The organism is Flavobacterium sp. NG2 (assembly GCF_034119845.1).
Taxonomy (GTDB): domain Bacteria; phylum Bacteroidota; class Bacteroidia; order Flavobacteriales; family Flavobacteriaceae; genus Flavobacterium.
The window spans coordinates 1,925,679-1,951,489 of record NZ_CP139420.1 but is presented as its reverse complement, the minus strand read 5'-3'; the positions used below and the strand labels follow the sequence as shown (position 1 = coordinate 1,951,489).

Sequence of the window (25,811 nt, the reverse complement as noted above, 5' to 3'; positions counted from 1 at the left end):
TTAGTCGTTTTTTTTTAAATTATCAATTGTATTTTGACTTAAATTATTTTTTGTTTGGTTCAAATCCTGTCGCTCTAGGATTTTGATTTTGGCTTTCATATCTCATACCATCTTCTCCTGTAAATTCTTTGAAATAATGGTAATAAGAACCATAACCGCCATTTTCATTTTCTTCTTTCAAACGGATTTTTTTCCACTCGTTAAAATATTTAGTAGCTTCTTTTTGGTCCCCTATCAAGAAGAAATAATCGTTTTTAGAGATCACTTTCCCAGATTTATCAGTCAATTCCAGATTAACATAGAATTTTGATTTTACTGTTTTCAGTACTTTTTCGTTTATAGGGAAGAACGATTTGGCACTGTTTTGATCAATTTTTGAAACCTCAAAATTTTTGCTAGAAATAACTGCTCCTGAGTCATCTTTCATTTCGAATTTCACTTTACAATCCTTGTACTCTTTGTAAAAATCATTGATAATCCATATGTTCCCCACAAATGGCTCATTAGTATCCCAACGGCGTTTTTTGAATTCAAAATTCACTAACAACGGCTGATACGCTTTTTGAACAAAATAATAAGAGTTTTTAGGCTTTCTGTAATTATCCACAATCGCCCATTTCATATCGGGTCCATAAGTGATGTAGTGACACAATGCAATTCCACTCAAACTCGGTTTGTCACGACGGAAATGTTCAATCCCGTTTTGGAAAATGATTCCCTGTGCATCTTGTGTAGCATTGACAAATTCCTCTAATGAGCTTTTCATTTCACTGCCAAAAACATCCCAGTTTTGCATGCGCAAATGCGTTAAATCAGCCCAGTGGTGTCCCCAACTTAATCCAGGAGGCCACATTTCGTTTTCAGGAATGAACTTTTTCAAACTCTCTACTGAAGGCACAGAAGTAATCGCAAATTCTGGTACAATTGGGAAACCATTGGCATTCGTTTGGTACCAATCTTCGTGTAACCAACGCCCCATTTCGTAAAAATAACGCAAGGCATGCACGGCTTCTTTTGGTTTAAAGCCAGCTTGTTGTCCTACGTGGTCGGTCATTGGTGAATCTGGAACATAAGGCAATTTTACATGTGCTTGTAAAGAATCACCTAAGCGCTCCAAAAATTTTCTACCCATTTTAGGGTCACGGGTACGAAACATCATTTCTTCTCCACCTTCCATCATGATTAATGAAGGATGGTTTCTACGAGCCACAACCACTTTTACCCCCTCATTGAAAATTTGGGATAAATTTTCCTCATCATAAGGAATATTTCCTGTTCCAAGCGGAATAATGTCTTGCCAAACCGTCATTCCCATCTCGTCACAATATTGATAAAACTCAGGAATTTCAGGAGGATGCCATCCAAAAATTCGAATATTATTCATATTCATTTCTTTGGCTAAACGAATCAATTCTTTGTAATCGCTAATTTCTGTACGACCTACAAAAATATTTGGTGGTCCACCCCAACAAGCCGAACGGATGAAATGAAATTTACCATTGATATAAGTCGAACGTGGGAAGGTAACATCCACATCTTTTACAAAACCAGGATTCCATTTTGACGTAACTTCACGAATACCAAAAGTAGTTTCGTTTACATCTTGATTTAGTTTTCCATCTTTAATAGCAATTTTTGCGATATATAAATTTTGGTCCCCTAAATCCCAAGGCCACCAGAGTTTTGCTTCTTTTAAATGAATTTTATGAATTACTTTATGAGTCCCTGGCTGAATGGTCTTTTTAAATACCATTCTCTCCTCCTTCATCTTAAAGTTTTTACCATTAAGCGCCGTTTCAAAGGTGTATTCTTTTGGTTCTTTATTTGTGTTTTCAACTGTGATTTCTAAATTAACATCTGCTGAACCATCTTTATTAATCGTATTATTAGCGTACACATCTTTAAAACGAGCCTTACCTGTACGTATTAGTTTTACTGGTCCAACAATACCTATTGGGGTAATATCTCTCCAATAATCACCAAACCAAGGTGTTTTTTTACCTGCTACAAAAGCATTGACTTGTGGCGGTGTATCTAATTTGACCACCAACATATTTCGTCCTTTCAAGAAATCCCATTTATGAATTCTTAAATACTCATTAACATTAAATGAAAAAGGTGAAAACACTCCTGCGTGCTTGCCTAAATAATGGCCGTTAAGCCAAACTTCACAACTATAGTCAACCCCTTCAAAAACGAGGTCCACCATTTGGTTTTCTACACCTTCGGTTACACTAAATTGTAAGGCATACCACCATTCGTATTGTTGTACCCATTGCGCTTTTACACTGTTTCTTCCAAAATGAGGGTCGTCAATTACCCCTGCTTTCCATAAATCAGTATAAACATCGCCTGGAACTTTGGCGTTGTTCCAAACCAGCGTTTCAATGTCTTCGGATGGTAGTTTGTGAAGTCCTTTTTTCACACCCTCGCCTGGCGCCATCATTTTGAATCGCCATCTCTTCCCGCTCAAATCCAGTATTTGCTGACTTGAATCCTCTAGCGATAAGGTTGTGTTGGGTTGCGCTTGCATAAGTGCCGTACCCATACAAAATAACAGTAGGAAAACAATTGTTTTCGATAATTTGATTTTCATAATTCTCTATTTAATTTATATATAAATATAACATTCATAATTAAAAATAAGCCAAAATTTTTTTATTTCCTTATCGTACGATTAAAATACAATGAAATAAAAAAGATTGTAGGTGATTAAACCTTAAGTGTGTCTTAAAAAAGACCTAGTAATTTATAACTTTTTAGTCTTTTCTATCCTATTTTAGAATAGAAAAGACCAAAAGAATATTAAACAGTGCGTCAAAGAAGTAATTGAATCAGTACTTATTTAGCTACTCTCTTTTTTCAATGTATAGCTTTATAAGAATCCTAAAAAATGTACTGATTACAAATTATGGCTTGATTCTAATAAAAATCATCATCGCCATTGAAAATTTAAAATAATTAGAAAGTACCTATTCCCTACCTATTCTATTTATCGGAACTTTTAGGTTTGAATACGCGAATCCAATCTACTTTCACCGTGTTTTTAGTATCATCAGCCAAATCCGCATCTGATGGAGTTCTACCAGCCGCAACATGCCAATCTTGAGACTCCATATTGATGATAATGTTTAACTCTTTGGTATAACCATTTCCGTTTTGATAGTGATTAGGATCTATAATACTCACTTTCGAAACAGCATTCGCTTTTTGGAGTTCTTCAAAAGAATAGTTTTCAGTTGTACTAAAATTGATAATCTTTTGTTTTCCAGCTTCAACATCTAATTTACCATCCGTCATTGTAGGATAACCGTACTCCCATTTCCCGTTGCGTTTGGTGGCTAAACTTTTATCGTATAATACTCGTACTAGCTCCCCATCAATATAATATTCAAAATGAAATGCACTTTTCCAATAAACACCCACTCTTACATATTCTCTATCCCCGTTGTTCCAACAATAGTCGCCCCAAGCTTCAACGCCCTTTCTTTCATACCATGCGCCTTTATCTCTAGGCTGGTAATCAGTAAATGGTTTTCTAATAAATGAATGATGACTTAGATGAATGGATTTGGCAAAAAAAGCATTTCCGGAACCTTTACCTCCATAACATTCAATAATATCAATTTCTTGGGTTGCATCAGGGCTTAACAACCACACATCCGAAGCCAAAGCAATATTAGCCACACTTACCTTAGATTCTATAAAAACTGGAAACGACACTTTGTCTATGGAACTAATACAACCTGCATTGATACCTCCGTCAGGTTTGTTCATTTTGTCCGCTTTTGAAAAAATCGGATTAAATTCGGTTGCCTTATTTCTTCGGGAAGATTTAATAATCAAATCGTTTCCATCCACTGCCACATGATTGTATTTCCAATAAGTTGTTCCGGGTCCATCCCAATTGCTATAGTAGAAATTAACCCATTTATTTTTTCCAAAATTGGTCTTAGCATTCGTTTCAGAATACTTATAATTAAAATCATCAGAGACATTAGCTTGAAATTCCCAATCTCCTTCTTTTTGCAAATAGCTCGGTAAAGCAAGTGTTCGAATATCTTCATTACTCTTACTTTCCAGATTTAGGCTTTTAGCCTGTTGCTGTGCATTTGATGAAAGAAAAAAAAGCCCCAGCAAAATGGTTTGTGATAGTTTACAATAATTCATTGTTTTTTTTGGAATAATTAATTTGTAACAAAAATAAAGCTAAGCGGTATAATTCAATTCCAAATCAACTAGACAATAACTCAACATTTCCGTATTTCCCCCTTTATTTAATGCTTTTTTTAATTAAAAGCAGTTCAAAATCAAATAGACAGTGATATTCTTATAATTCAAAAAGCTTTTAGCCAATAACAAATTCTTTTTGAGCTAAAATATCTTTTTCAATTACTAGTGTTCTTCTGATTATTCCTTAATCATTCCAATGCTTATCAATCACTTTTTGAATTTCAGGATATTTTTTATCCGTTTCATTCCATTGATTTCGTTGACGTAAGATTTCTTCTTTTAAGGAGGCTATAATCGTTTTGAATTTTGGATTTTTATATTGATTGTTTAGTTCCTCAGGGTCATTTTTTAAATCATAAAATTCCCAAGCCACTGATGTGTTCCATCCAATGCTTTTCATTTCTTTCGACCAATAAAATTTGTCCCATTCGGCTTCTGGTAAATAATGTTTAGAATAATAGAAAATCAATTTGTACTGATTAGTTCGCACCCCAAAATGCGCAGGTACCCAATGATGAATGTTATGCATCCAATAGCGGTAATAGGTAGCCGTTCTCCAGTTTTTCTCTTCTTTGCCTTGTAAGGTATTGATGAAACTCATACCCTGCATATAATCTGGTTTTTTACCTTTGGCCAATTCGATTAAAGTTGGAGCAAAATCAGTATTGTTAATCAATAAATCAGTTGTTCTAGCTGATTTTATCATTTTAGGATAATGCACGATAAACGGCATACGCATCGACTCTTCATACATCCAACGCTTATCAATCATATCGTGTTCGCCCAACATCATTCCTTGATCGGCCGTGTAAACAATCACGGTGTTTTCCCAAAGTCCTTCTTTTTTCAAATAATCAAAAAGGCGACCTAAATTATCATCAACACCTTTGACACAACGCAAATATCTTTTGAGGTATTCTTGATAGGCCAGATGGGTTCCAATAGTCCCTGAAACTGTATCGTTTAGCAACATATTGACATAGTTTCTTCTCAAATGTTTATCAGAAACGGACGAACCTACTACCGCTCTCATTTTGCCGTTTTCGCCCATGGTAGCGGCGGAACCAAAATTAGGTTGGTAATACAAACTAGCCGGTTCTGGAATTTCGACATCGGCTAAATAGTCTTTGTAGCGCGGGGCAAATTCAAACATATCATGCGGTGCTTTGTAGTGATGCATGATAAAAAAGGGCTTGGATTTGTCTCTATTTTTCAAGTAATCTAAAGTGATATCTGTAATCACATCCGAAGAATGCCCTACTGATTTCACTTCGTTTTTAGGCCAAGTTCCTTTTCCTTTTTCAAGAAAGGAAGGATTAAAATATTTTCCTTGACCATCTAATACTTTGTAAAAATCGAAAGCTGAGGGCTCATTTTTGAGATGCCATTTCCCAATCATAGCTGTAACATAGCCTAACTTTTTCATCTCCATCGGCAGGTATTCTTTGGCTGGATCTAATTCGCCATCCAAATCCAATACCCCATTGGTTTGCGAATATTGTCCAGTAATAATACTAGCGCGGCTAGGCGTACAAATGGAATTGGTTGTAAAAGCATTTTTAAACAAAAGCCCCTCATTAGCCAAGGCATCAATATTTGGCGTAGGATTCAAGCGAGCCAATCGTCCTCCATACACTCCAATAGCTTGGGAAGTATGATCGTCAGACATGATGTAAATAATATTCGGTTTGTTTTTTGAAGATTGTCCCAATAGAACTTGGCAAAACAACAGCAAAGTCAACGGGATTTTTACATACAAATTTTTCATTTTTTATCTTTTAAAACCTTTAAATCAAAAAGGCACACCAACAATCAATTGATACTAAGTTGTTTTAGCCACGAATTCACTAATTTTTATTGTAATTAGTGAATTCGTGGCTTTTTTTATTACTCAATTAACTGATATGACTTATATGTTGAAACGCATTGGGTGTAATTATTAAAAACGTCAGTTCGAGTGTTTTTTGTGGAGAGAAACGGAACAAAAAATGTATCGAGAACCGTTTTTGCTGCTATTTTTCTTGTTCTCGATACAAATTTTCTGAAAAAGCTATTCGCATTTTCTGAAAATTTACTCGAACTGACGAAAAAACATCATCAAAAACTAATTACACCCAACGGGTTATGTTAAATTTATTTTTTCGGAGTGATTTTAAATACAAATGCATAGTCCCCTACTTTTTCTTTTGGTAACTGAATATGCAAGCCATCATTTTCCATACGATACTTCATCATTTTTTTATTGGCCAAAAATTCAATGGATTGAATTCCGTTTTTCAAATAAGGCCCCTCTTTCTTAAATGAATGAATAACAAGCTTGTCTCCAGCTGGCCAGTCTAAGACCGTAGCATAAACAATATCCCCTTTGGTTGTAAAGCGAATGTCTTTGGCTGTATTGTCTGCATTTTTGTCTTCACTTAAATGCCCTTCTTTTACTTCAAAATCGCCTTCTCCATAAATATCAAAAGTACGTGTTCCGTAAATAGCCTCCCCATTGGTACGAAGCCAATCGCCCATTTGCAATAAACGTTCTTTTACTGGCTCAGGAATTTCACCATTAGCCTTAGGTGTTATATTTAATAATACGCCTCCATTTTTGCTGACAACATCGACTAAGAAATCAATCAAACGATTGGTGGATTTATAATTCGGATCGGCAATATGCGACCATGATTTCCAGTCGATTGAATCATCTGTTAACCAAGGAAAAGGCTGTTTCTCTTTCATACGAGAACGCTCTAAATCCAAAACGGCAGTCCCTTTAACAAAATCATTAAACTTATAAGTCGAAACGACTTCTTGGTTTCTTTTTTGACCATGGTTGTAGTAATATTGCAAAAATTCTTTGCGGTATTTTTCACCGATAATATCCATTTTATTATCAAACCATACCATGTCAGGGTTGTATTTATTGATAATTTCCTTCAAACGATCCAACCATTCTTTGTTAAATTGTTCGTCAGGATAAGGATAATAAGATGCCGCTCCTAGTTTTTTTCTGTTTGGGTTATCTGGGAAAAGGAAATCTCCTTTTTTCACTTTTGGACCATACAAACCAGCATATTTTGGATCTGAGGCATCCGTTGTTTCATCCCAAGTAGGAAACCAAGCATACAACCATTGGCGGTGGAAAGTAGCGATAAACTTCATGTTTCGTTTACGAATTTCTTTGGATAATTCGCCCATAACATCGCGTTTAGGCCCCATATCTTTGGCATCCCATTTGGTCAAATCACTATCCCACATCGCAAAACCATCGGCATGTTCCGAAACGGGACCAGCAAATTTAGCTCCCGATTTTTCAAATAAATCAGCCCATTCTGCTGCATTAAATTTTTCGGCTTTGAACATTGGAATAAAATCTTTGTAGCCGAATTTATCTAGTGGGCCATAGGTTTTCACGTGATGCGTATAGTACTCACTGTCTTTTCCGTTTCTGGCTTCAGGATTGTCTTTGTGTACATACATCCAATGAGAATACCATTCGTTTTTATACTCAGGTACCGAATAAGGTCCCCAATGGCAATAGATACCAAATTTAGCATCCAAAAACCATTCTGGAGTTTGGTGTTGTTTTAACGACTCCCAATCGGCTTTGTATTCAATTTTCTTTGTCGCAACTTTCTTTTTTGTTGTTTGTTGCTGTGCGTTACAGGAGATTAACGCTAAACTGGCTAATCCTAAAAGGGTATTTTTCATCTGTTATGATTTATATTTTGCTAATAAAATATGGTCACAAACCAAAACCAACTGGTCGTTTTGATTGAATATTTCTACATGTTCTGTGATATGTCCAAGGTCTGGCTTGTTGGATTCTTTCTTTTCACTAATGGTCACCACCACTCGAATGGTATCTCCAATGAAAACCGGTTTTACAAAACGCAAACGGTCATAGCCTTTTGAAAAAGCCTCTGGATTAATTTCGGTGGCAGTCATGCCAATTCCTACTGCAAAAGTCAAGGTACCATGCGCAATACGTTGTTTGAAAGGCTGTGTTTTACACCATTCGGCATCCATATGATGCGGAAAAAAATCGCCTGTATGTCCTGCGTGGACAACAAAATCGGTTTCGGTTATCGTTCTCCCTAAAGTTTCTCGTGTACTACCTAATTCGTAGTCTTCATAAAATCGTGATACAATATGCATGTTTTTTATTTTAGATATTATAATTGGGACTTACCCCACCTTTGTCATTCGATTCATAAGCCGCTTCGACAATCGCCATCGAATGCACCACATCTTCTACACTCGTTGGTAATTCGGTTGTGGAACCTTCTACAAAGCGCATCAACGAAGCCATCGTTCCCACAAAAGCATCTGGAAACCACGAGCCTTCAAGAGGAACTTCAACCCATTTTGGTTCTTCACCTTCTTTGAGAATACAATATTGAAACAAATCAGGTTTTCCATTTGGGTAATCTAGTAATAAACCAATTCGTGCTTTGATAGCTCCCTTTGTTCCTTCCCATTTCACAAAACTTTCTTGATTTTTTTCACCAAAATTATGATCATGATTGGTATTGATAATAGCGCGAATCGAATCTTGATAATCCATAATAGTTGTGGTTCGGGTCGAAGACATCGGTTTGGCAGGATTGCGAAGGGTTTTGGAATATACCCCTTTTGGATTTCCTAAAAACGAGCGGATCAAATCAATATAATGAATGCTGTGTTGCTGGATTTCTAATCTTGGATGATGGACCACATTGGGAAAATATTCCCAAGGTGTATAAGTCGTAAGTCTTACTTCAAAATCATACAATTCGCCTATTAATCCTTGTTCTATTAAATATTTTGCTGCCATCACATAAGGTGCAAAACGCATCTGACAGTTGATGGCTGCTTTTAATTTTTTTCTTCTACAAACGTTCAGAATTTCGAGAGTTTGCTTAAAATCATCTCCCATTGGTTTCTGAATCAAAACTGCCGCCCCATCAGGTAATTGTTCTAAGGTTTGCACAAATTGATTCGGCATTAATGTTAAATCAAAAACAGCATTTTCTGGAGCATCTTGAACCATTTCAGCTACTGTTTCGTAAACCATCGGAATACCAAACTGAGTCGCTAATTCTTCAGCCCTTGGACGTGTTCTATTGGTAATTCCAGCTATTGTAAATCCTACACTTTTATAGGCAGGCAAATGAGCATCACGCACAATGCCTCCCGCACCAATGATGTAAATAGGGCGATTCTCTAAAGGCAATTCGGGTTTGTAGTTAATATCCATTTTAATTCTTTTTGCTAATTTCTATAAATTGCTGTATTTTGTATGTTACATATGATTTATTAGCTACCACATATCCGTAATTCGTACTAAATAATAGCTATAATTGAATGTCGTGTCTAAATGAATTCTTTTGCCACGGATTTCACAGATTAGCTTAGATTAATTCTTTAATTGACCTGAAAATCTTTTTTATCATTCTAATTCTAGCTTACTCTTTTGATAATCTGCCAAATTTGCGTGAAAAAACATTACACGCAGATTTACGCAGATTTGGCAGATTTTCGCAGATAATAGTTTAGATTTTAATCTATATTAAAGGTAGGAACGCTTTGTCACCTGAGCGAAATCGAACGAACGAAGTAAAGCACCCCACTTTCTTAAAACCTGTGGCAAAAACTCTTTTAATAATGGCGACTTTAAATCCTTCACCTTATTTACTCTTAAAAATCTAATTTTCTATTTGGTCAATTTTTAGTTGTGCTTGGTTGAGAATGGTTTCGATATCCTTTTCACTATTAATCACATCGAGAACGACTTGATCAATTACATCAGCAATGGTTGACCAATTGCTCTTACGTGGTAACGAACGGGTGTTTTGATGCAATTCTTCTAATTTGTAATAATATGGAACTACTGTATTGACTTCAGGGTCATGCCAAGTGGATTTTCGGCAACCAATACCGCCTTCTAAAGTCAATAATTTATCATTTTGAGCATTGACCGCAAACTGGATAAAATCATAGGCTAACTGTTTGTTTTTACTGCCTTTTCCTATTACGTACATCCAATAAGCATTCAACGAAACACCTTCGCCATTAGGTCCGGCTGGCACATTAGTCACATCCACTTTTCCTTTTACTTTCGAATCTGCATAGACTTCGCTGAATGAGGCAAATCCAAACCAATTCACCATCATCGCTAGATTCCCATTGGCGAAAGCCATACCAGACTTAACCGAATCAAAGTTTCTAGAATCAGGATGAATTGCATTCGTATTTTGTAACGCCTTACGATAAAACTCCATTCCTTCAATCGCAACCGCTGTATTGATTTTTATTTTTTTATTTGCATCAAATAAATCACCTCCACGGGTCCACAATTGCAAACAAAAATCAAAAACCGTATTGTGACCATCAGGAAAAGCTGCAAAAGTAGTCCCGTACAAATTTTCCTCTGGTCTGTTGAAAAAATCGGCCACTTCCATCAAATCATCCCATGTTTGGGGTACTTGCAACGGTTTCCCATAATCTCTGTAAAAAGCGACACCTTCGTCTATGGATTCAAATAGGTCTTTTCGATAAATCAAACATTCAGGTCCATCATGAAAAGGCAATCCATAAGTCCCACCGTCAAAACGTTGTTTGTACAACAAGGATTCTGACCAACCTTCTGGGAAATTTTCTGGTGCTTTTTTAGCAATATAGGGAGTTAAATCTTCGATGGCTTGGGCGGCATAGGCCTCGGTAATCCAATCGGTATTGATTAAGGAAACATCCCAATCGCCATTAGCCAAACCCTTATTTTTTAAAATAGTATCGTATAAAGGATGAAGGTCGAATGCGACAGCCTCCAACTCAAAATCACAGTTTGTTTTTTGACAAAAAGAATCCCAAATTCTAGCTATTGATGATTCGAAAGCATCAAATTTACGTACCGCTATTTTAAACTTTGGCTTTTTCATTATATCTTAAATTCATTGCTTATGGATTCATTATGCTCGCCTAATACGGGTGAGCCTAAGGGGGAAGTAAAATATTGTCCGTCAATTTTAATCGGGCAACGGGTGGTTTCGTATTCAAAACCATCTCCCATGCGCACTTTTTGAATCATTTCTAAAATTTTGAATCCATCATGAGCAAAAAGTTCGTCCCAACTCATCACTTGCGCACACCAAATATCGGCGGGTTCTAACAAACTCAACCAATGCTCCGTTGTATGGGTTAGTAAATGTTGAGCTAAAATCTTTTTGATTTCGTCACGTTCCGTAAACCAACTCGCTCTTTCGGGATAATTTAATAAAGCTTCACAGTCTATTAATTCGCCAATAACTGGAATTGCTCCCATGGCTAGTGACATATAGCCTGATTGTGTTTGATAAATTCCGTAAGGCGCACCTAAATACGCATGTGCACTATTACTCTCAGGACGCACTGTAGGTTGGCCTCCATCGTGATAAAAAGTAGTAATCGATTCAAATTGAAAATCTAAAATAGATTCCAACATAGAGACCGAGATTTTACTTCCTTCCCCTGTTTTGGCTCTTTTGATTAAAGCAGCCAAAATTCCTTGAGCCAAATGAGCTCCTGATAAAATATCAACAATAGCTACTCCTACAGGAACAGGACCATCGGTGGCTTTTCCGTTTAGCCAAGTCAAACCTGATAAGGATTGTGCTAATAAATCCTGTCCGGGTTTTGCCTTCCAAGGACCTTCGGTACCATAACCTGAAATGTTTCCGTAAACAATGGAAGGATTAATTTTTTTTACAGTTTCGTAATCCAAGCCCAAACGGTCAATAACACCGGGGCGAAAATTATGAACTAACACATCTGCTTTGGCAATCAATTTTAGTACTTGTTGTTTGTCGGCTTCCTTTTTTAAATCGGCTTGAAAACTTTCTTTATTTCGATTAATCGCTCTAAAAACAGAAGATTCGCCATTTAATATGACATTGGAAACATATAATTGACGGCAAATATCACCCGTTTCTGGTTTTTCTACTTTGATGACACGCGCTCCTAAATCAGCTAAACGCAAAGTAGCGGAAGGAGCCGATAAAAACTGACTCAAATCAACGATTAATATATCTTGTAATGGTTTCATTTTGGCTTGGGTTACAAATTAAATTCTTTTCTAATATCGTTTGTATGTTGTCCTACTCGGGGTGCTGGTTTTTTTGCAAAAATTCGTTCGTCATTCACACGAATCGGACAACGTAAGGTATGCACCTCTTCACCGGATAGTAATGGTAATTTTTGATCCATTGCCAAAACTTTGTAGGCCTCGTGATTCAATAAAGTTTGGTAATCAAACACATCCGAACACCAAATGCCAGCAGGCTCTAAAACAGCCAACCAATCTTGGGTGTTTTTATGAATTAAGAAATCACCTAAAAGGGTCATAATTTCGTCTCTTTTTGTAAACCAAGAGTTGGTATCGGTATAATTTTGAATAGCCTCACAACCCAAAACTTCACCCAAACGCAGTAGTGAACCCATAGCTAGTGAGAGATATCCATCTTTAGTTTTGTACACTCCGTATGGCGCACCCAAATACGGTTGCGCCGAACCTTTTTCGGCTCTTGATGGCTTTTGGTGACCATCATTCAAATAAGTAGTTAAGGCTTCAAATTGGAAATCCAAAGTTGATTCTAATAAACTCACTTCAACCCAAGCGCCTAATCCTGTTTTAGTTCTTTTGAATAAACTGGAAAGAATTCCTTGTGCCAAATGACAACCCGTAATAATATCCGAAACCGCTGCTCCCACAGGCACTGGATCATCGTTTTTATTCCCTGTTAAATTCACAAAACCCGACATGGATTGTACTAATAAATCCTGACCTGGTTTTTTAACCCAAGGTCCTGTCGTGCCATATCCCGTAACGGTAGCATACACCATTTTAGGATTAATCGCTTTTACTTTTTCGTAATCCAAACCTATTTTCTCCATCACTCCCGGGCGAAAATTATGCGTCATCACATCCGCTTGAGCGATGAGTTTTTTGACACATTCTAAATCTTCTGGATTTTTTAAATCGGCTGCATAGGATTCTTTATTTCTGTTTACGGTATGAAAAACCAAACTACTGCCATCCAAAAACAAGTTTTTAAGTGCAATTTGTCTTCCCGCCTCCCCGTGTGTGGGTCTTTCTATCTTGATTACTCTTGCTCCTAAATCAGCCAATCGCAAACCCGCTGAGGGACCTGCCATAAATTGGGCAAATTCAAGAACTACAATTCCTTCTAATGGTTTCATTACTTTTTAGTTTAAAGTTTTTTTGTTTAAAAGTTTAAAGTTGTTGTTTTTTTTAGCCAATGTAAAAACCAGTTTTAAGCGCCTTGCATACTGCCATAAGTCATGATAAAAAACGAAGCTATTAATACAAATAAGGCCAAAATCAGTGTGTTATACGTTCGTTTACTAACTGCTTGCCATTCTTTCATTATAATCCCGATGATGTAACTAAAGAAAATCAACATCGACATATGGATTACCCAACTGGCAAATTTGAAGGCTCCCATTTGTACGTGTGCAATTCCATAAAAGAAAAACTGACCGTACCACAACGCACCACTCAACACCGACATGCCGAAATTGATTCCGAAACTGCGTTTTCCAATACCTTTGACATCCGTAAATTCCTTTAAGGTATTGTTCTTGATGCCCGCCATTACAAACCAAACCAAATTGGTTGCAAAAGCCCCAAAAGTGGAAAGAATCAAACTAGCATTGCCTTCAAAATTACCCGCGCCATATTTCCCCGCCATTTCAGCCACTGGCGCTCCTACTTCAAGAGAAATCCCAAAAACAGCCGATAAAACCCCTGCAATAAGCGTTAATATCAAGCCTTTTTTCATATCAAAACTGATGATAGCATCCCCTTGCTGAGCATTTCGTTTTAAATCGGCTTCCTTGCGGTAACCTGCTACTCCACAAATGGCAATCCCTATAATGGCAATAAACATTCCTATAAAAATTATAGCGCCTCCCGGAGCCTTGTATTTTTCGACCAAATTCCCGTGCATTAATAAAGGGACAATTGTCCCTAAAACCGCCGAAATCCCAATCGAAATAGTATAAGTCAACGAATAGCCAATGTGCCTGATGGCAAAACCAAAACACATTCCGCCAAAACCATAAACCGCTCCCAGTAAAGTCGCATTAACAATAACCGAAATAGGCGAATCCTTGAAAACGGACACCAAATCAGGCACTGTCAAAAACCCAATAATTACCGGAAATACAAACCAAGCAAAAGCAGCTTGCAACAACCAGTAGGTATTCCACGACCATTTTTTTACTTTTTGAAAAGGAACATAACAAGTAGAAGCAGAGACCCCACCTACGGCATGGACAAAGGTTCCCAATAGCGGATTTGACATAATTTAATAGTTTTGGTTTTTTGATTTTGTTAATTCATATACAAATCTATATTTTATATATGAAATACACAAGAATTAAATTAAGTTTTATTAAATTTGTTTAAAATTTTAAAAGATGACGGAAGAAAACACTACAAAATACAATGCTCCAGCCTTAGATAAAGGTCTTGATATATTAGAATATCTCTCTAAAGAAGGAGTTCCGTTATCACAAGCAGAAATTGCCCAAGGCATCCAAAAAACCCCTAGTGAAATTTACCGTATGCTGGTTTGCCTGGAAGAAAGAGGCTACATCACCCGTAGTTCCAATGCAGGTAAATACCGTTTGTCACTCAAAATGTATAGCCTTTCACATCGTCACACGCCATTTGACGAATTAAAGCGCGTAGCCCACTACCCTATGCACAATTTATCGGCAAGCACCCGTCAATCTTGTCATTTGAGCATCATCAACAACGACCAATTGTTGATTATTGCACAAACCCGCAGCCCCAATGCCGTATCGCTTTCCATCGAAGAAGGAACTCATTTTCCGCTTACATTGACCACCTCAGGAAGGGTTTTCCTATCGATGTTTCCCGAAGACAAAAGGAACGACCTCCTCAACCGCGATGTGCATTATACCAAGTGGAATCAAAAACAAAAGGACGAACTCATACAATCCATCGAAAAGGTAAAACAGGACGGACATCGTTTTGCCCAAAGTAAAATCACCAGCGGCATCACTGATTTTGCCGTTCCCATAGGCCTAGACGATTCCGACCTAAAAGCGGTTTTGGCCATCTCCGTATTTACCTCCTGCTTGGACGAAGAAATAAGCGAGGAACAAATACTAAAAGCACTCAAAACCACCCAAGCCGAAATCAACAAATTAATAGGTGGCTAAAAAACAATACAACCATCCAAAGCCGTGAGTAATCATGGCTTTTCTTTTTTTTAGGAGCTATTCCCGTTATCCGTTACAAGGAATTTGGTTTCAACCCTTTTTTCTAAGCACTGGCAGGAGCTTCTTCCAGTCGCTCTACCAGCACAAGAAAAAAATGGTTTTCAACCTGCATTCGCTTTTCACTGCTACCGGGGCTAGGCGTTTGGTATAAATTTTCATGTATTGTGGTTTACCGTAACACTTATAATAAAGAAGGAATTATCTTTGAAAAATGTTGATAACTGTAAAAGTACTTGTAAGTATTTTTGGGGATTAAATTGTATGTTTGGGAAAAATAAAATCTGACGGCTATCAGACCTATCCGCCCAATTTTGGGGTGATAGGTCTGGTTTTGTCAGACTTACAAACTGGTTGGAGGTAATTATAAAATACAGTAGTATTAAACAATGAAAATAGACTTAATTGACAAAAAAACTTTGAAGCATTTTCCATCTTCTACAAGTTGTGATATAAATTGCCTGCACATCAAAATTAAAGACTTCAAACCTATTGTTAAAGAATTTGAAACTTATATTACAGATTCTAGTTGGATAAATAGCTTAGATGAGATTTCAAAAAAAGTTTTTAAGGTAAACGCCGAAAAAACAATTGATAAAATAGTAAATGAAATAATTGCTGGAATTACTACATCTTTAAATGAAGACATAGGAGAATTTATAGTTTCCTACTCTGCACAACTTGCTTTGGAAATAGAACACTTACACCAAAGAATTCCCTTAGCAGAACTTTTAAAGGAAAAGATTACAGGAAACCCTGGATTTGATTTTCATACGATTAGCACAAATAATTATTTAGTTTTTGGCGAAGCAAAATTCAGTTTGGACTCAACTCCAAGAGCAAAAGCATTAGAACAAATTGAAAAATTCATTGGAGATAGAGACAATGCAGAGCTTAAATGGCTTGAACCTTTTCTAGACTCTACTACAAAAGCAAACATAATCAAGGATGAAAAAGGTTATACTGCAGCATTTTCATTTAACGGGGAAAATATACTTACAATTTTAAATAATGCTTTACTCTCTGCGCCTATAGCTGAAATAATTAAGCATAAAGAACTTTATTTAATTGCTGTTGAATTATGCTAAGCGAAATCCTTTTTAATCAAACTATTGATTCTGAGTTAATCAAAGAAATTTTTTTTGACTTTCATAACTATGGACCTATTGACAATAGCCACCTTGAATCACTATCGTACTTAAAAAAATATAATCCCGAACAATTCAAAGCTTATGAAGGCAAATTGATGTTTTTGATGGGATTATTTTACAAAACAAGTGAGCCTAACTCTTTTATTGAGGCTATCTATAATGCATATGCTCAAACTATAATTGAAGAAACTGGTCACAATTTCACGCCTGTACAAGCCGATGCTTATAACTCAATAAAAAAATATACAAACTTCTCTTTTTCTGCACCAACTAGTGCCGGAAAATCATATCTATTTCAAGAGTTGATTAAGGAAACAAAGGGTGATATAATTATCATATTACCATCAAGAGCTTTACTATCAGAATATCTAATTAAAGTCAAAAAATTAGTTTCAAATGAAACACTAGTTCTACAATTTATTGAAATAGTAAACACAAAAAGAACAAAAAATAGGATCTACATCATAACCCCCGAAAGAGGTGAAGAAATTTTTAAAAATGTTGACAAACTTAATTTAGAACTTATACTATTAGATGAAGCACAAATCTCAGAAGAAGGTATTCGAGGAATGAAATTTGACTCTTTGGTAAGAAGAATTGATAAAAAATTAAATAATATAAAAAAAGTTTTTACTCATCCTTTTGTACTAAATCCAGATGCTCAGTTTAAAAAACACAACATCATTAATAATATAGATTCTGAGACATATAATCAAAAGACGGTTGGTAAAATATATATTGAACATTCAGAAGAAAAATTTAAATATTTTTCTCCATTTGATGATAAAATAAAAGGTTTAAACATTGATGGAAACATAGTAAAAGATGTAATTCTTAATAATGGAACTGCCTTAATTTATATATCCAAATCTAAAATTTATGATGGAAGTTTTCTTGAAATTTTTTCTGATTATATAGAGTTATGTCCTGAAATTACAGATGAAAGCAGTTTACATTACATAAATAAACTAGAGGAATTTCTAGGAACAAAAAATGACAGAGATAAGAATTCAATCTTAATTTTTTTAATGAAAAGAGGTATTGTAATACATCACGGCTCTATCCCATTAAATGCTAGGTTAATAATTGAAGAATTTGTAAATGGTCATCATGCAAAAATTTGTTTTTCAACATCAACATTAATTCAAGGAATCAATATGCCTTTTGATATTGTGTGGATTAATAATTTTAGTTTCATAGGTAATGAAGACCAAAAAACACTTAATTTAAAAAATCTTATTGGTAGAGCTGGAAGAACGACAATAGAAGATGATTTTTTTGACTATGGATATGTAATAATTGAGAAAAAAAACAAGAAACTTTTTATCGAAAGATTAAATAAAGAGTCTTCCTTATCAATAACCTCAAATTTAGATAATGAAACAGATCCGAATAATGAAGATTTTATTGATATTGTTGAAGCCATTAAAAACGATACTTTTAATGCCGATTTACAACTTACAGAAAGACAAATTGAACGAATAACAAATGCAAATCTTGATGATGAAATAACTTTTATTTTAGATAATTTTTTAAATAAACAGCTACAACCATTAACAGTAAAAGAGTATTATGCATTAGAAATTATTCATCGAAAAAAAATAAAGCAAGCATTTGAAAACATCTACAAAGCGCACTTGAGACGGTCAGACTTAGCAGATGGTGAAAAAAATGTTTTAAGTACTTCAATTCCAATCCTACTATGGCAAATTCAAGGTAAATCTTTTGCCGAAATTATATCATTAAGATATGCATTTCTTTCTGAAAAAGATTTTAGAAGAAAACTTAGAAGACAATTAATAAGAAAAGAAATAACTCCAAAAGAATTTAGACTATTATTATCAAAGAAAAAAGTAAGATTCTCTTGTATTGCCGAATCTTTGCCTAATAAATCTTTTAAAAGAGCAGTTCCTCTTTTTTCGCAAAGTACTAGTATTACAGATATTGACTTTGACAAAGTAATTTATGATACTTATGACTATATCGATAAAGTACTTTCATTATCAATAAAAGACCCTGTTTCAAGTTCTTTTTTACTTTATTACCAAAAGACTAATGATATAAGAGCTAAAGTATTAAGTAATTATATCAAATACGGTACAAATAATGATACTGAAATATGGTTAATCAAATATGGCTTTAGCTTTGACGAAATCGAGGAATTAATTGAACATATTGAAAGAATCGATGAAACTGAAATTATCTTTAAGGAAAGTATTAATGAATTTATTATTAATCCAGACAATTTAAAGTTAATCCAACGATATATATAAAATAACTACCCCAAGCTGGCGGCAGCGCAATGTCATTAAGTTAAGCATTTTTTTGTATCATTTCGACGAAGGAGAAATCCCCTAGGCTGGCGAGAGCGTCACGTTAGCTCCCGCAAACTGTATAAAACAAGAAACTACAATCAGTAAAATGGTCGTAGTTTTTTCTATTTCAACCCTGCTAGAGTTTTGAACTCTAGCAGGGTTCTAAAAAAAATAAATAATAAAAACTCCCCCATGTCTAGCGGAAACGCCACACTCGTGCACACAAAGAAAAACATATAACCAAGTACGTAACAATTGGAACGGGTACGAGCGTGACGCTCTCACTAGCAAAAAGGTGATATTTCGCATATTTAAACAAACAACTTTTCTTACCAATAATAAATTACTCACTTACATTTCATTGAAATAAATGTTAGTTTTTTCACATAATGACGTTGGTGACAGAAAACAGAAAAAATCATATCTTTGAATAAAACAACACCAAAATGACTTTTACTGACAAAAAAATTATAGAAAATTATTTCGAATTATTCGAGAGCTTAAACTCAATGAGCAAACTTGAACTAATTGAAAAGTTGACGAAATCATTAAAAGCGGAAACTAAAAGTAAAGAAAACAACTTTTACAAATCTTTTGGTGCATTTTCGAGTGAAAAAACATCTGACGAAATAAATGCCGAGATAAAATCAAGTAGAAAATTTAGAAATAAAGAAATTAAATTCTAATGAAGATTTACTCGATACGAACATCTGCATTCATTTTTTACGTGGAAAGTTTGAAGTAGATAAAATACTTAAATCAAAAGGTCTTGAAAACTGTTACATTTCTGAAATAACAGTATTAGAATTAAGATTCGGTGCAGAAAATAGTGCTGACAAAACTAAATCACATAAAGCTGTTGATCTTTTTTTAAAAGGTATTGTAATAATTCCAATTTTCGGTTCAATCAAAAAATACGCTGAAGAAAAGGTTCGTTTGAACAAACTTGGGAAACCTCAAAATGACGAATTCGACTTATTAATTGGTGTAACAGCAATTGAAAATAAATTAATTTTAGTAACTGAAAACACCAAAGATTTTGAAAGGTTGAAGGATATTAAAATTGAAAATTGGATTGTGCGTAATTAGTACTTTTGCATATACACCTAACCGTTGCCTAACCCCATTAAAAAATTCTAAAAGTAAGCATAAAAAACAACCTCGTTTAAACTCCCGAAACTTCGGGATAAACGAGGTTTATTTTTGTTTTCGGACAGCCTCATTCTTTCAAGAAAAAACTATTTCACACCCTTATTTTTTAATAAACTTCCCGTTGTACGTATTGTTATTTGAAACCACTTTTACCAGATAATTGCCTTTAGCCAGGTTTTGAACTGGAATACTGATGCTTTCTGAGCTTGCTTTCCCATAATGGGTTTGCACCAAACTTCCCAGCATATTGTAAATTTTGATGCTAAGATTCCTTGAAGGCAGTGGATTTTTAAAAGAAATAGATAGTTCCTCGGTCGCTGGATTGGGGAAAATTACAAGAGTCATTTTTTTGTTCAAAAAATCATTCACGCTAAGCGGTTGTCCTGTATCTTCAATGGCGTTTACACCTGCAGTCCAGGCTGTCCCTCCGCGTTCATAGGCTCCAATATCGGGTGCGTTGCCTTTGTACGGATTTGCAAAACCTGCTATAATCCGTCCGCTATCAATGAGAGCTGTTCCTGATTTTGGCATAAAATTTAGATTGGCTGCATCTTCAAAAGGAGACGTTGCGGTAATACTATTGTTTTGTATATCAAACCCAATTCCTCTGAACCAATCCCCAGTAGAGGCAAAATTATTGTAAATGCGATTGTCTTTTTGTTCCCTACCATTAACCCAAGAATCCATCGCACCGCCAGCATTCCATATCGTATTGTTAAAAAAATCAATATTCCAATTGGCCCAATTCACCTGAAATCCTGACCATGAAACATTCCAAATTACATTGTGATGCACCAAATAGCCTTTGCTGTCATTGTCTAAATATATTCCTGCAGCCTTAGCAGAGGAATAAGAGGGAGAAGCCGAATCATGAAACCAATTGTGATGAATGACACTTCCTTTTAATTCGGTATTCCCAACGGTATAAAACACCCCCGAATCACTGTTAATCAATTCGGCACGAGAAACATCATTATAAGACGTTTCACAATTCAGTCCATTTACATACAGCCCATCACGACCCGCATTCCAAACAGTATTTTTCCAGATTTTGACATTATTAGCCGTAGCTCTCACAGGAGTGGCGTGAATCCCAACATAATCAATATTACTAATATAATTTCCTTCGATAATAGTGTTATGTGCCCCTGAATAGCTTTGAATAATGATTCCGTTGACAGCACTATGATCGATGGTACATCCCTTTACCAAGGTATTCCCTCCCAAAACTTCGATAGCGGCTTCCCCTACACTGGCTCCGGTATTATTCAAATTATCATGTCCTTCACTGCCATGAATGACTTTACTATTCAGAAATTCATTATTAGCACCACTAATTTTGATGCTTCCGCCAAAGAAATCCAGACCTTCTACTCTAATATATTGTCCTGTTAATTGAGCAGCATATTTTCGGGTAGCGATTTCGACAGTGCCTGAAGCGGGCATATTTCCGTCGGGAGTTTGAAAATAAAGAGTATTTGTATTGCTGTCAAAATACCATTCTCTGGCATAATCTAAGGCTTCTAATTTATTAAAAAGGTACAATTGTCCTCTATTGTTTCCTGGCAAGTCTCGCCAAACAGTAGGATTGTGCGGGTTGAAAGGCCATTTTGTAATATCGACCCCAGTATGATTGATTTGCGTAGTTGTATTACTCGTGATGGTACGAGTCCAACTCGTTCCTGAATGGGCACCGAGATAATACACCAATGCTCCTGTCCAGTCGATATTTGGAATAGCACTCACGGTAAATGAAGAACCATCACCGCCAGTAACGGGAATAGTGTTTAAGGTCCAGCGATTGTTATCTGTATTGTTAGGCCAACGGGCTAAATCCATAATTTCAGTGTTGTAATAGACCGTACGATACCTGCTTTCAATTGCGGTGCTAACAGTAGCTTTATAAATCGAACCGCTATGCAACTGCCAACCATCCACTTTTTTTGTAGCACGAATAGCAACTTTCTCTCCTTCCTCTGCCTTAAAAATGAGAGGGTTTCCAGAGGTTCCGCTTTTGTTTATTAGCAATTCCTCTTCGTACACTCCTCCTCTAATAATACAGGTTTTACCCGCTGACATCATCGAAACGGCTTTGCTAAAGGTTTTATAAGGACTGTTAATTGTACCCGTATTGGAATCATTTCCTGTAGTGGAAACGTAAATAGTCTGCGCCATGAGAAAAGTGGGCAACAGAAAAACTAAGGATAAAAAAAAGAGTAATGGTTTATTCATTTTATATGGTTTTTGGTTTATAACAAAATTACATACTCCAATTTCCAAACGGTATCACAAAAATCACAACTACTATCACATATGGTTAATACTGCAAGGGAATACTCCTATTTGCCCCTATAAAAACTGAACAAATCCTTTTTAAATACCTAATAATGAATAAAGTGTGGTTTTAACCTATATTACACATTGGAACACAGACCTACCGACAGGCATACTTAAACAAACACAGATTACACAGATTTACACAGATTCTTTTAATAGTTTTTATAACATAAAATCTGCCTAATCTACGTAAAAAAAAATCATCCTTATTTAAAAAAATCTTAATGAATAGTCCTGATGGTAGCGGCATCCTTGTGGCGGCGGGCGTTATGCCGCCACAAGATATAGCGGACAGCAGGTGGATGCATCATTCAATCCTATAGTACCTACTCCAAAAAAAGAAACCCACTTTGAGGCATTCAAAATGGGTTTCTGCTGTGTTTTATTTCTTGCTTAGACTAGAATATTTTCCAGTTTTAGCGGAAGAGAAATGTCTTTTAATTTTTCTTTATCGATAAGTTTACGGTCTTTGAGAGCCTTTGTACCCATGACATAGGCCTTGGCATTATTGACCGCATCTACAGACAATAAGTGTTCGTCCTGAAAGTACCAAACCGAAAAGCTATTCGGGTTTTCTTCATTGCGGATTACAATTTGGTTATAGCCTTGTGACAAGCCCACCATTTGCAATTTGACATCGTATTGATCCGACCAAAACCAAGGAATGCTGTCGTAAACGGGTTGTTTGCCACAAATGGCCGCTGCAGCTACTTTGGACTGATCTACCGCATTTTGCACCGATTCTAGTCGGATGTATCGGTTGTAATGTGGGTTAAAATGATAGGTACAATCGCCTATAGCATAAACATTAGCCTGACTGGTTTGAGAGGTTTCATCGACTACAATACCGTTTTCTATCTTCAGTTGGGCTTTCTCGGCCAATTCTTTATTGACAAAAATCCCTACTCCCACTATAATCATATCTGCAACATAGCGAGAACCATCGGCACAAATAACCGAATTGCTCTCACCGTTATTTTCGATTGCCGTTACATTTTTGTTCGTCAAAACTTCAACCCCATGACTATGGTGCAAATCATGAAAAAAAGTGGACATTTCAGGTGCAGTAACCCGAGCCAGAATACGTGTTTCTCGTTCTAAAACCACGACATCAGCACCCAACTTTTTAAGAGAAGCAGCCGTTTCAAGTCCAATATAACCACCACCGATAACTACGACTCTTTTTTGCGTTTGGTTTTGCATAAAATGGCGAATATCCGTAACATTTTGAGCCGTACGCAACGGAAAAACATTCGTAGCGGTATCTAATCCCGGAATGACAGGAATGATAGGACGAGCGCCCGTAGCAAGAACCAATTTGTCATAGGCTTGTGTACTACCATCGGCCAAAGTGATGGTTTGATTTTCAGGATTTATGGCACTTACCCAAACGCCAAGACAAAGGCGAATATTCTCCTTTTCATAACTTTCTACAGACTTGAGTAGGTTTTTATCGATTCCGTCATCACTAGTCAAATAGGCTTTAGACAAAGGCGGTTTGTGGTACGGCATCACAGGGTCGGCATCAAAAAGGATGATTTGCCCTTCCCAACCTTCGCGACGCAAAGCCGTAGCACAGTTGACTCCCGCATGACTGGCGCCAATAATTACACAAACGCTATCAATAGGTTCTTTTGCTATCATACTCTACTATTTAGCCACTTGCAATACCAATCCATCCAGTGCTTCAGAGATTTCAAGCTGGCAACACAAACGACTGAATTCGGTTGCATTATCTGCCAATTCTAACATATCTGTCTCGATTTCGCTGGCTTCACCCGTTTTAGAAAGATGCTCTGGCAACACATGTACATGGCAAGTAGCACAAGAACACACACCACCACAATCGCCATCAATTCCTTTGACACCGTTATCAAAGGCTAAATTCATCACAGATCCCGAAGTCGCTTCTAAAGTGATGCTTTCGTTATCACTCGTTATAAAGGTTATTTTTGCCATTTCTATTTCTTTTTTAGTTAAACTTTAGTTGTAAACTGTGGAAACCTACTTTACGTTTGAATTCACCTAACTCTTCTATATTTTCTTCGGCACTAAGTATTTGCATGCTTTGTACTTTTTCGGTCAAAACCTCTACTAAAACTTTCATAATCGTACGGGCATGGGTGGCACCTAAACAATTATGGGTTCCAAATCCAAAACTCAAATGCGGATTCATTTTGCGGTCTAATACGACCTCATTAGGATTTTCGAAAACATTTGCATCTCTATTGGCAGAAGCCCAACACAAACCTGCACGTGTATCAGCCTTGATGGCGTGTTCACAAACAGCGGTATCCGTTGTAACCACTCTTCCCATTTGGGTTAAAGGGGCAAAATAACGAATCAGTTCTTCAATCGCGCGGTTTCTAATTTCAGGTTCTACTCGCAATCGGTCTAACGATTGGGGATGCTCCGCAAAATAAGCGATGGAGTTGGATACTGCATTAATAACCGTATCGCGTCCGCCCGCAAAAGTCAAAATCATCACTCCTTTCACTTCTTCTTTGGTTAACTTTTTGCCGTCAACCTCAGCATTTAATAGTACCGAATACAGGTCTTCGCCAGGATTTGCTATCGCTTTGTCAATTTGGGCATCGATGTAATCGTATAAAATAGCGGCTTTGTCTCCATCTAATGCTTCGCCTTCGGAGCGAAAAACATGTGTTCCCCATGAAATCCATAAATCAGACTCTTCATAAGGGATGTTTAACAATAAAGTCAACGCTCTTGACTGTAATTTTAAAGAAAACTCACTAATCACCTCAACCGAATCTTTTGCCAAGACCTCATCTACCAAAGCACTGATTTGCGCTTTTAATTGGGCTTGGTATTCTTCTCCCAGAGGTCTTTTGAACCAAGCATCTAGCAAGTCTCTATAGTCTTTATGTTGCGGAGGATCCACTTCAAAAGGAATTTGACGTGTCGTTCTAATATTTACTTCAGACGGAATCACAATACGACCAGGAACCGACCCTGATTGAAAGGTTTTCCAATCATGCGCTGCTTTACGTACGTCCTTATGGCGCAACAACATGGTCACGGGATCATTTTGATCGTCCATTTCGCCAAAACCTTTGGTGATTCTCGCTTCTTCAAACGGGTCGTTAAATTCACTTTTTTTCATATCAAAAAATGTTTAATTGCTAGTACTATGCAAAGATTGTTATAAAAGCGAAGATTTGACTATTGTTTTTTATCACATAAATAAACTATTCTGTAGATATAAATCTTATTTTTGTTTTTTAATGATGATATAGATACTAATTTCCATTGAATTTAGTAGCAACACAGATTAGAGAAATTTGAGAAATATTAATTCCTTTCAGGATTAAAAATCAAGAATAGAGAA

General features: G+C 36.2%; 19 protein-coding genes. 5 read left to right on the top strand and 14 right to left on the bottom strand.

From position 1 onward, the window contains the following. Positions 1-43: 43 nt before the first annotated feature. From SLW70_RS08340 to SLW70_RS08295, 10 genes are all read right to left on the bottom strand, one after another. A complete protein-coding gene (locus tag SLW70_RS08340) occupies positions 44-2,596 on the bottom strand; it encodes a glycoside hydrolase family 2 protein (protein WP_320891651.1) in 2,553 nt (850 codons plus the stop codon). A gap of 392 nt (positions 2,597-2,988) precedes the next feature. After that, positions 2,989-4,170: a beta-agarase gene (locus SLW70_RS08335; RefSeq protein WP_320891650.1), complete on the bottom strand. Its 1,182-nt coding sequence runs from the start codon at positions 4,168-4,170 to the stop codon at positions 2,989-2,991. Positions 4,171-4,417: 247 nt separating this feature from the next. Continuing rightward, a complete protein-coding gene (locus SLW70_RS08330; RefSeq protein ID WP_320891649.1) occupies positions 4,418-6,001 on the bottom strand; it encodes a sulfatase in 1,584 nt (527 codons plus the stop codon). A 365-nt stretch (positions 6,002-6,366) separates the two neighbouring features. Next, a complete protein-coding gene (locus tag SLW70_RS08325) occupies positions 6,367-7,932 on the bottom strand; it encodes an alpha-L-fucosidase (RefSeq protein WP_320891648.1) in 1,566 nt (521 codons plus the stop codon). A gap of 3 nt (positions 7,933-7,935) precedes the next feature. After that, positions 7,936-8,379: a MaoC family dehydratase gene (locus SLW70_RS08320; RefSeq protein ID WP_320891647.1), complete on the bottom strand. Its 444-nt coding sequence runs from the start codon at positions 8,377-8,379 to the stop codon at positions 7,936-7,938. Positions 8,380-8,389: 10 nt separating this feature from the next. After that, a complete protein-coding gene (locus tag SLW70_RS08315) occupies positions 8,390-9,460 on the bottom strand; it encodes a Gfo/Idh/MocA family oxidoreductase (protein ID WP_320891646.1) in 1,071 nt (356 codons plus the stop codon). Between the two features lie 448 nt (positions 9,461-9,908). Beyond that, positions 9,909-11,141, bottom strand: coding sequence for a sugar ABC transporter substrate-binding protein (locus SLW70_RS08310; RefSeq protein ID WP_320891645.1), 1,233 nt, complete (start codon positions 11,139-11,141; stop codon positions 9,909-9,911). Beyond that, positions 11,141-12,283 carry a CaiB/BaiF CoA-transferase family protein gene (locus SLW70_RS08305; protein ID WP_320891644.1) on the bottom strand — a complete coding sequence of 381 codons (1,143 nt, stop codon included), beginning with the start codon at positions 12,281-12,283 and terminating at the stop codon, positions 11,141-11,143. Before SLW70_RS08305 ends, SLW70_RS08310 begins: the two co-directional genes overlap by 1 nt. Before the next feature lie 11 nt (positions 12,284-12,294). Then, positions 12,295-13,437 (bottom strand): CoA transferase, encoded by a 1,143-nt coding sequence (locus SLW70_RS08300; protein ID WP_320891643.1) that lies wholly within the window; start codon positions 13,435-13,437, stop codon positions 12,295-12,297. A gap of 74 nt (positions 13,438-13,511) precedes the next feature. Next, a complete protein-coding gene (locus SLW70_RS08295) occupies positions 13,512-14,564 on the bottom strand; it encodes an L-rhamnose/proton symporter RhaT (RefSeq protein WP_320891642.1) in 1,053 nt (350 codons plus the stop codon). A gap of 115 nt (positions 14,565-14,679) precedes the next feature. Here SLW70_RS08295 and SLW70_RS08290 point away from each other — a divergent pair, with 115 nt between their 5' ends. The 5 genes from SLW70_RS08290 to SLW70_RS08270 all read left to right on the top strand — a co-directional run bounded on the left by SLW70_RS08290 (position 14,680) and on the right by SLW70_RS08270 (position 20,062). After that, the gene (locus SLW70_RS08290; RefSeq protein WP_320891641.1) at positions 14,680-15,450 is read left to right on the top strand and encodes an IclR family transcriptional regulator; all 771 of its coding nucleotides are present in this window, start codon (positions 14,680-14,682) and stop codon (positions 15,448-15,450) included. Positions 15,451-15,896: 446 nt separating this feature from the next. Further along, entirely contained in the window at positions 15,897-16,595 is a 699-nt protein-coding gene (locus SLW70_RS08285) for a hypothetical protein (protein WP_320891640.1), read from the top strand. After that, positions 16,589-18,931 (top strand): DEAD/DEAH box helicase, encoded by a 2,343-nt coding sequence (locus tag SLW70_RS08280; protein ID WP_320891639.1) that lies wholly within the window; start codon positions 16,589-16,591, stop codon positions 18,929-18,931. The genes SLW70_RS08285 and SLW70_RS08280 overlap by 7 nt, the downstream gene beginning before the upstream one ends. A 488-nt stretch (positions 18,932-19,419) precedes the next feature. Beyond that, complete coding sequence (locus SLW70_RS08275) at positions 19,420-19,659, top strand: hypothetical protein (RefSeq protein WP_320891638.1); 240 nt, start codon at positions 19,420-19,422, stop codon at positions 19,657-19,659. Continuing rightward, on the top strand, positions 19,640-20,062 hold the full coding sequence (locus SLW70_RS08270; protein ID WP_320891772.1) for a type II toxin-antitoxin system VapC family toxin: 423 nt from the start codon (positions 19,640-19,642) through the stop codon (positions 20,060-20,062). The genes SLW70_RS08275 and SLW70_RS08270 overlap by 20 nt, the downstream gene beginning before the upstream one ends. A 162-nt stretch (positions 20,063-20,224) precedes the next feature. Here SLW70_RS08270 and SLW70_RS08265 read toward each other — a convergent pair whose 3' ends face one another. The 4 genes from SLW70_RS08265 to SLW70_RS08250 form a co-directional block, all read right to left on the bottom strand. Beyond that, a complete protein-coding gene (locus tag SLW70_RS08265) occupies positions 20,225-22,357 on the bottom strand; it encodes a T9SS type A sorting domain-containing protein (RefSeq protein WP_320891637.1) in 2,133 nt (710 codons plus the stop codon). Positions 22,358-22,855: 498 nt separating this feature from the next. Next, positions 22,856-24,106 carry an NAD(P)/FAD-dependent oxidoreductase gene (locus SLW70_RS08260; RefSeq protein WP_320891636.1) on the bottom strand — a complete coding sequence of 417 codons (1,251 nt, stop codon included), beginning with the start codon at positions 24,104-24,106 and terminating at the stop codon, positions 22,856-22,858. A 6-nt stretch (positions 24,107-24,112) separates the two neighbouring features. Next, entirely contained in the window at positions 24,113-24,421 is a 309-nt protein-coding gene (locus tag SLW70_RS08255; RefSeq protein ID WP_220763684.1) for a 2Fe-2S iron-sulfur cluster-binding protein, read from the bottom strand. Positions 24,422-24,434: 13 nt separating this feature from the next. Next, positions 24,435-25,586 (bottom strand): cytochrome P450, encoded by a 1,152-nt coding sequence (locus SLW70_RS08250; protein ID WP_220763685.1) that lies wholly within the window; start codon positions 25,584-25,586, stop codon positions 24,435-24,437. Positions 25,587-25,811: the final 225 nt, after the last annotated feature.

Coding starts and splice junctions, on each gene's coding strand:
- SLW70_RS08340 (WP_320891651.1), bottom strand. CDS start 2,596: ATGAAAATCAAATTATCGAAAACAATTGTTTTCCTACTGTTATTTTGT.
- SLW70_RS08335 (WP_320891650.1), bottom strand. CDS start 4,170: ATGAATTATTGTAAACTATCACAAACCATTTTGCTGGGGCTTTTTTTT.
- SLW70_RS08330 (WP_320891649.1), bottom strand. CDS start 6,001: ATGAAAAATTTGTATGTAAAAATCCCGTTGACTTTGCTGTTGTTTTGC.
- SLW70_RS08325 (WP_320891648.1), bottom strand. CDS start 7,932: ATGAAAAATACCCTTTTAGGATTAGCCAGTTTAGCGTTAATCTCCTGT.
- SLW70_RS08320 (WP_320891647.1), bottom strand. CDS start 8,379: ATGCATATTGTATCACGATTTTATGAAGACTACGAATTAGGTAGTACA.
- SLW70_RS08315 (WP_320891646.1), bottom strand. CDS start 9,460: ATGGATATTAACTACAAACCCGAATTGCCTTTAGAGAATCGCCCTATT.
- SLW70_RS08310 (WP_320891645.1), bottom strand. CDS start 11,141: ATGAAAAAGCCAAAGTTTAAAATAGCGGTACGTAAATTTGATGCTTTC.
- SLW70_RS08305 (WP_320891644.1), bottom strand. CDS start 12,283: ATGAAACCATTACAAGATATATTAATCGTTGATTTGAGTCAGTTTTTA.
- SLW70_RS08300 (WP_320891643.1), bottom strand. CDS start 13,437: ATGAAACCATTAGAAGGAATTGTAGTTCTTGAATTTGCCCAATTTATG.
- SLW70_RS08295 (WP_320891642.1), bottom strand. CDS start 14,564: ATGTCAAATCCGCTATTGGGAACCTTTGTCCATGCCGTAGGTGGGGTC.
- SLW70_RS08290 (WP_320891641.1), top strand. CDS start 14,680: ATGACGGAAGAAAACACTACAAAATACAATGCTCCAGCCTTAGATAAA.
- SLW70_RS08285 (WP_320891640.1), top strand. CDS start 15,897: ATGAAAATAGACTTAATTGACAAAAAAACTTTGAAGCATTTTCCATCT.
- SLW70_RS08280 (WP_320891639.1), top strand. CDS start 16,589: ATGCTAAGCGAAATCCTTTTTAATCAAACTATTGATTCTGAGTTAATC.
- SLW70_RS08275 (WP_320891638.1), top strand. CDS start 19,420: ATGACTTTTACTGACAAAAAAATTATAGAAAATTATTTCGAATTATTC.
- SLW70_RS08265 (WP_320891637.1), bottom strand. CDS start 22,357: ATGAATAAACCATTACTCTTTTTTTTATCCTTAGTTTTTCTGTTGCCC.
- SLW70_RS08260 (WP_320891636.1), bottom strand. CDS start 24,106: ATGATAGCAAAAGAACCTATTGATAGCGTTTGTGTAATTATTGGCGCC.
- SLW70_RS08255 (WP_220763684.1), bottom strand. CDS start 24,421: ATGGCAAAAATAACCTTTATAACGAGTGATAACGAAAGCATCACTTTA.
- SLW70_RS08250 (WP_220763685.1), bottom strand. CDS start 25,586: ATGAAAAAAAGTGAATTTAACGACCCGTTTGAAGAAGCGAGAATCACC.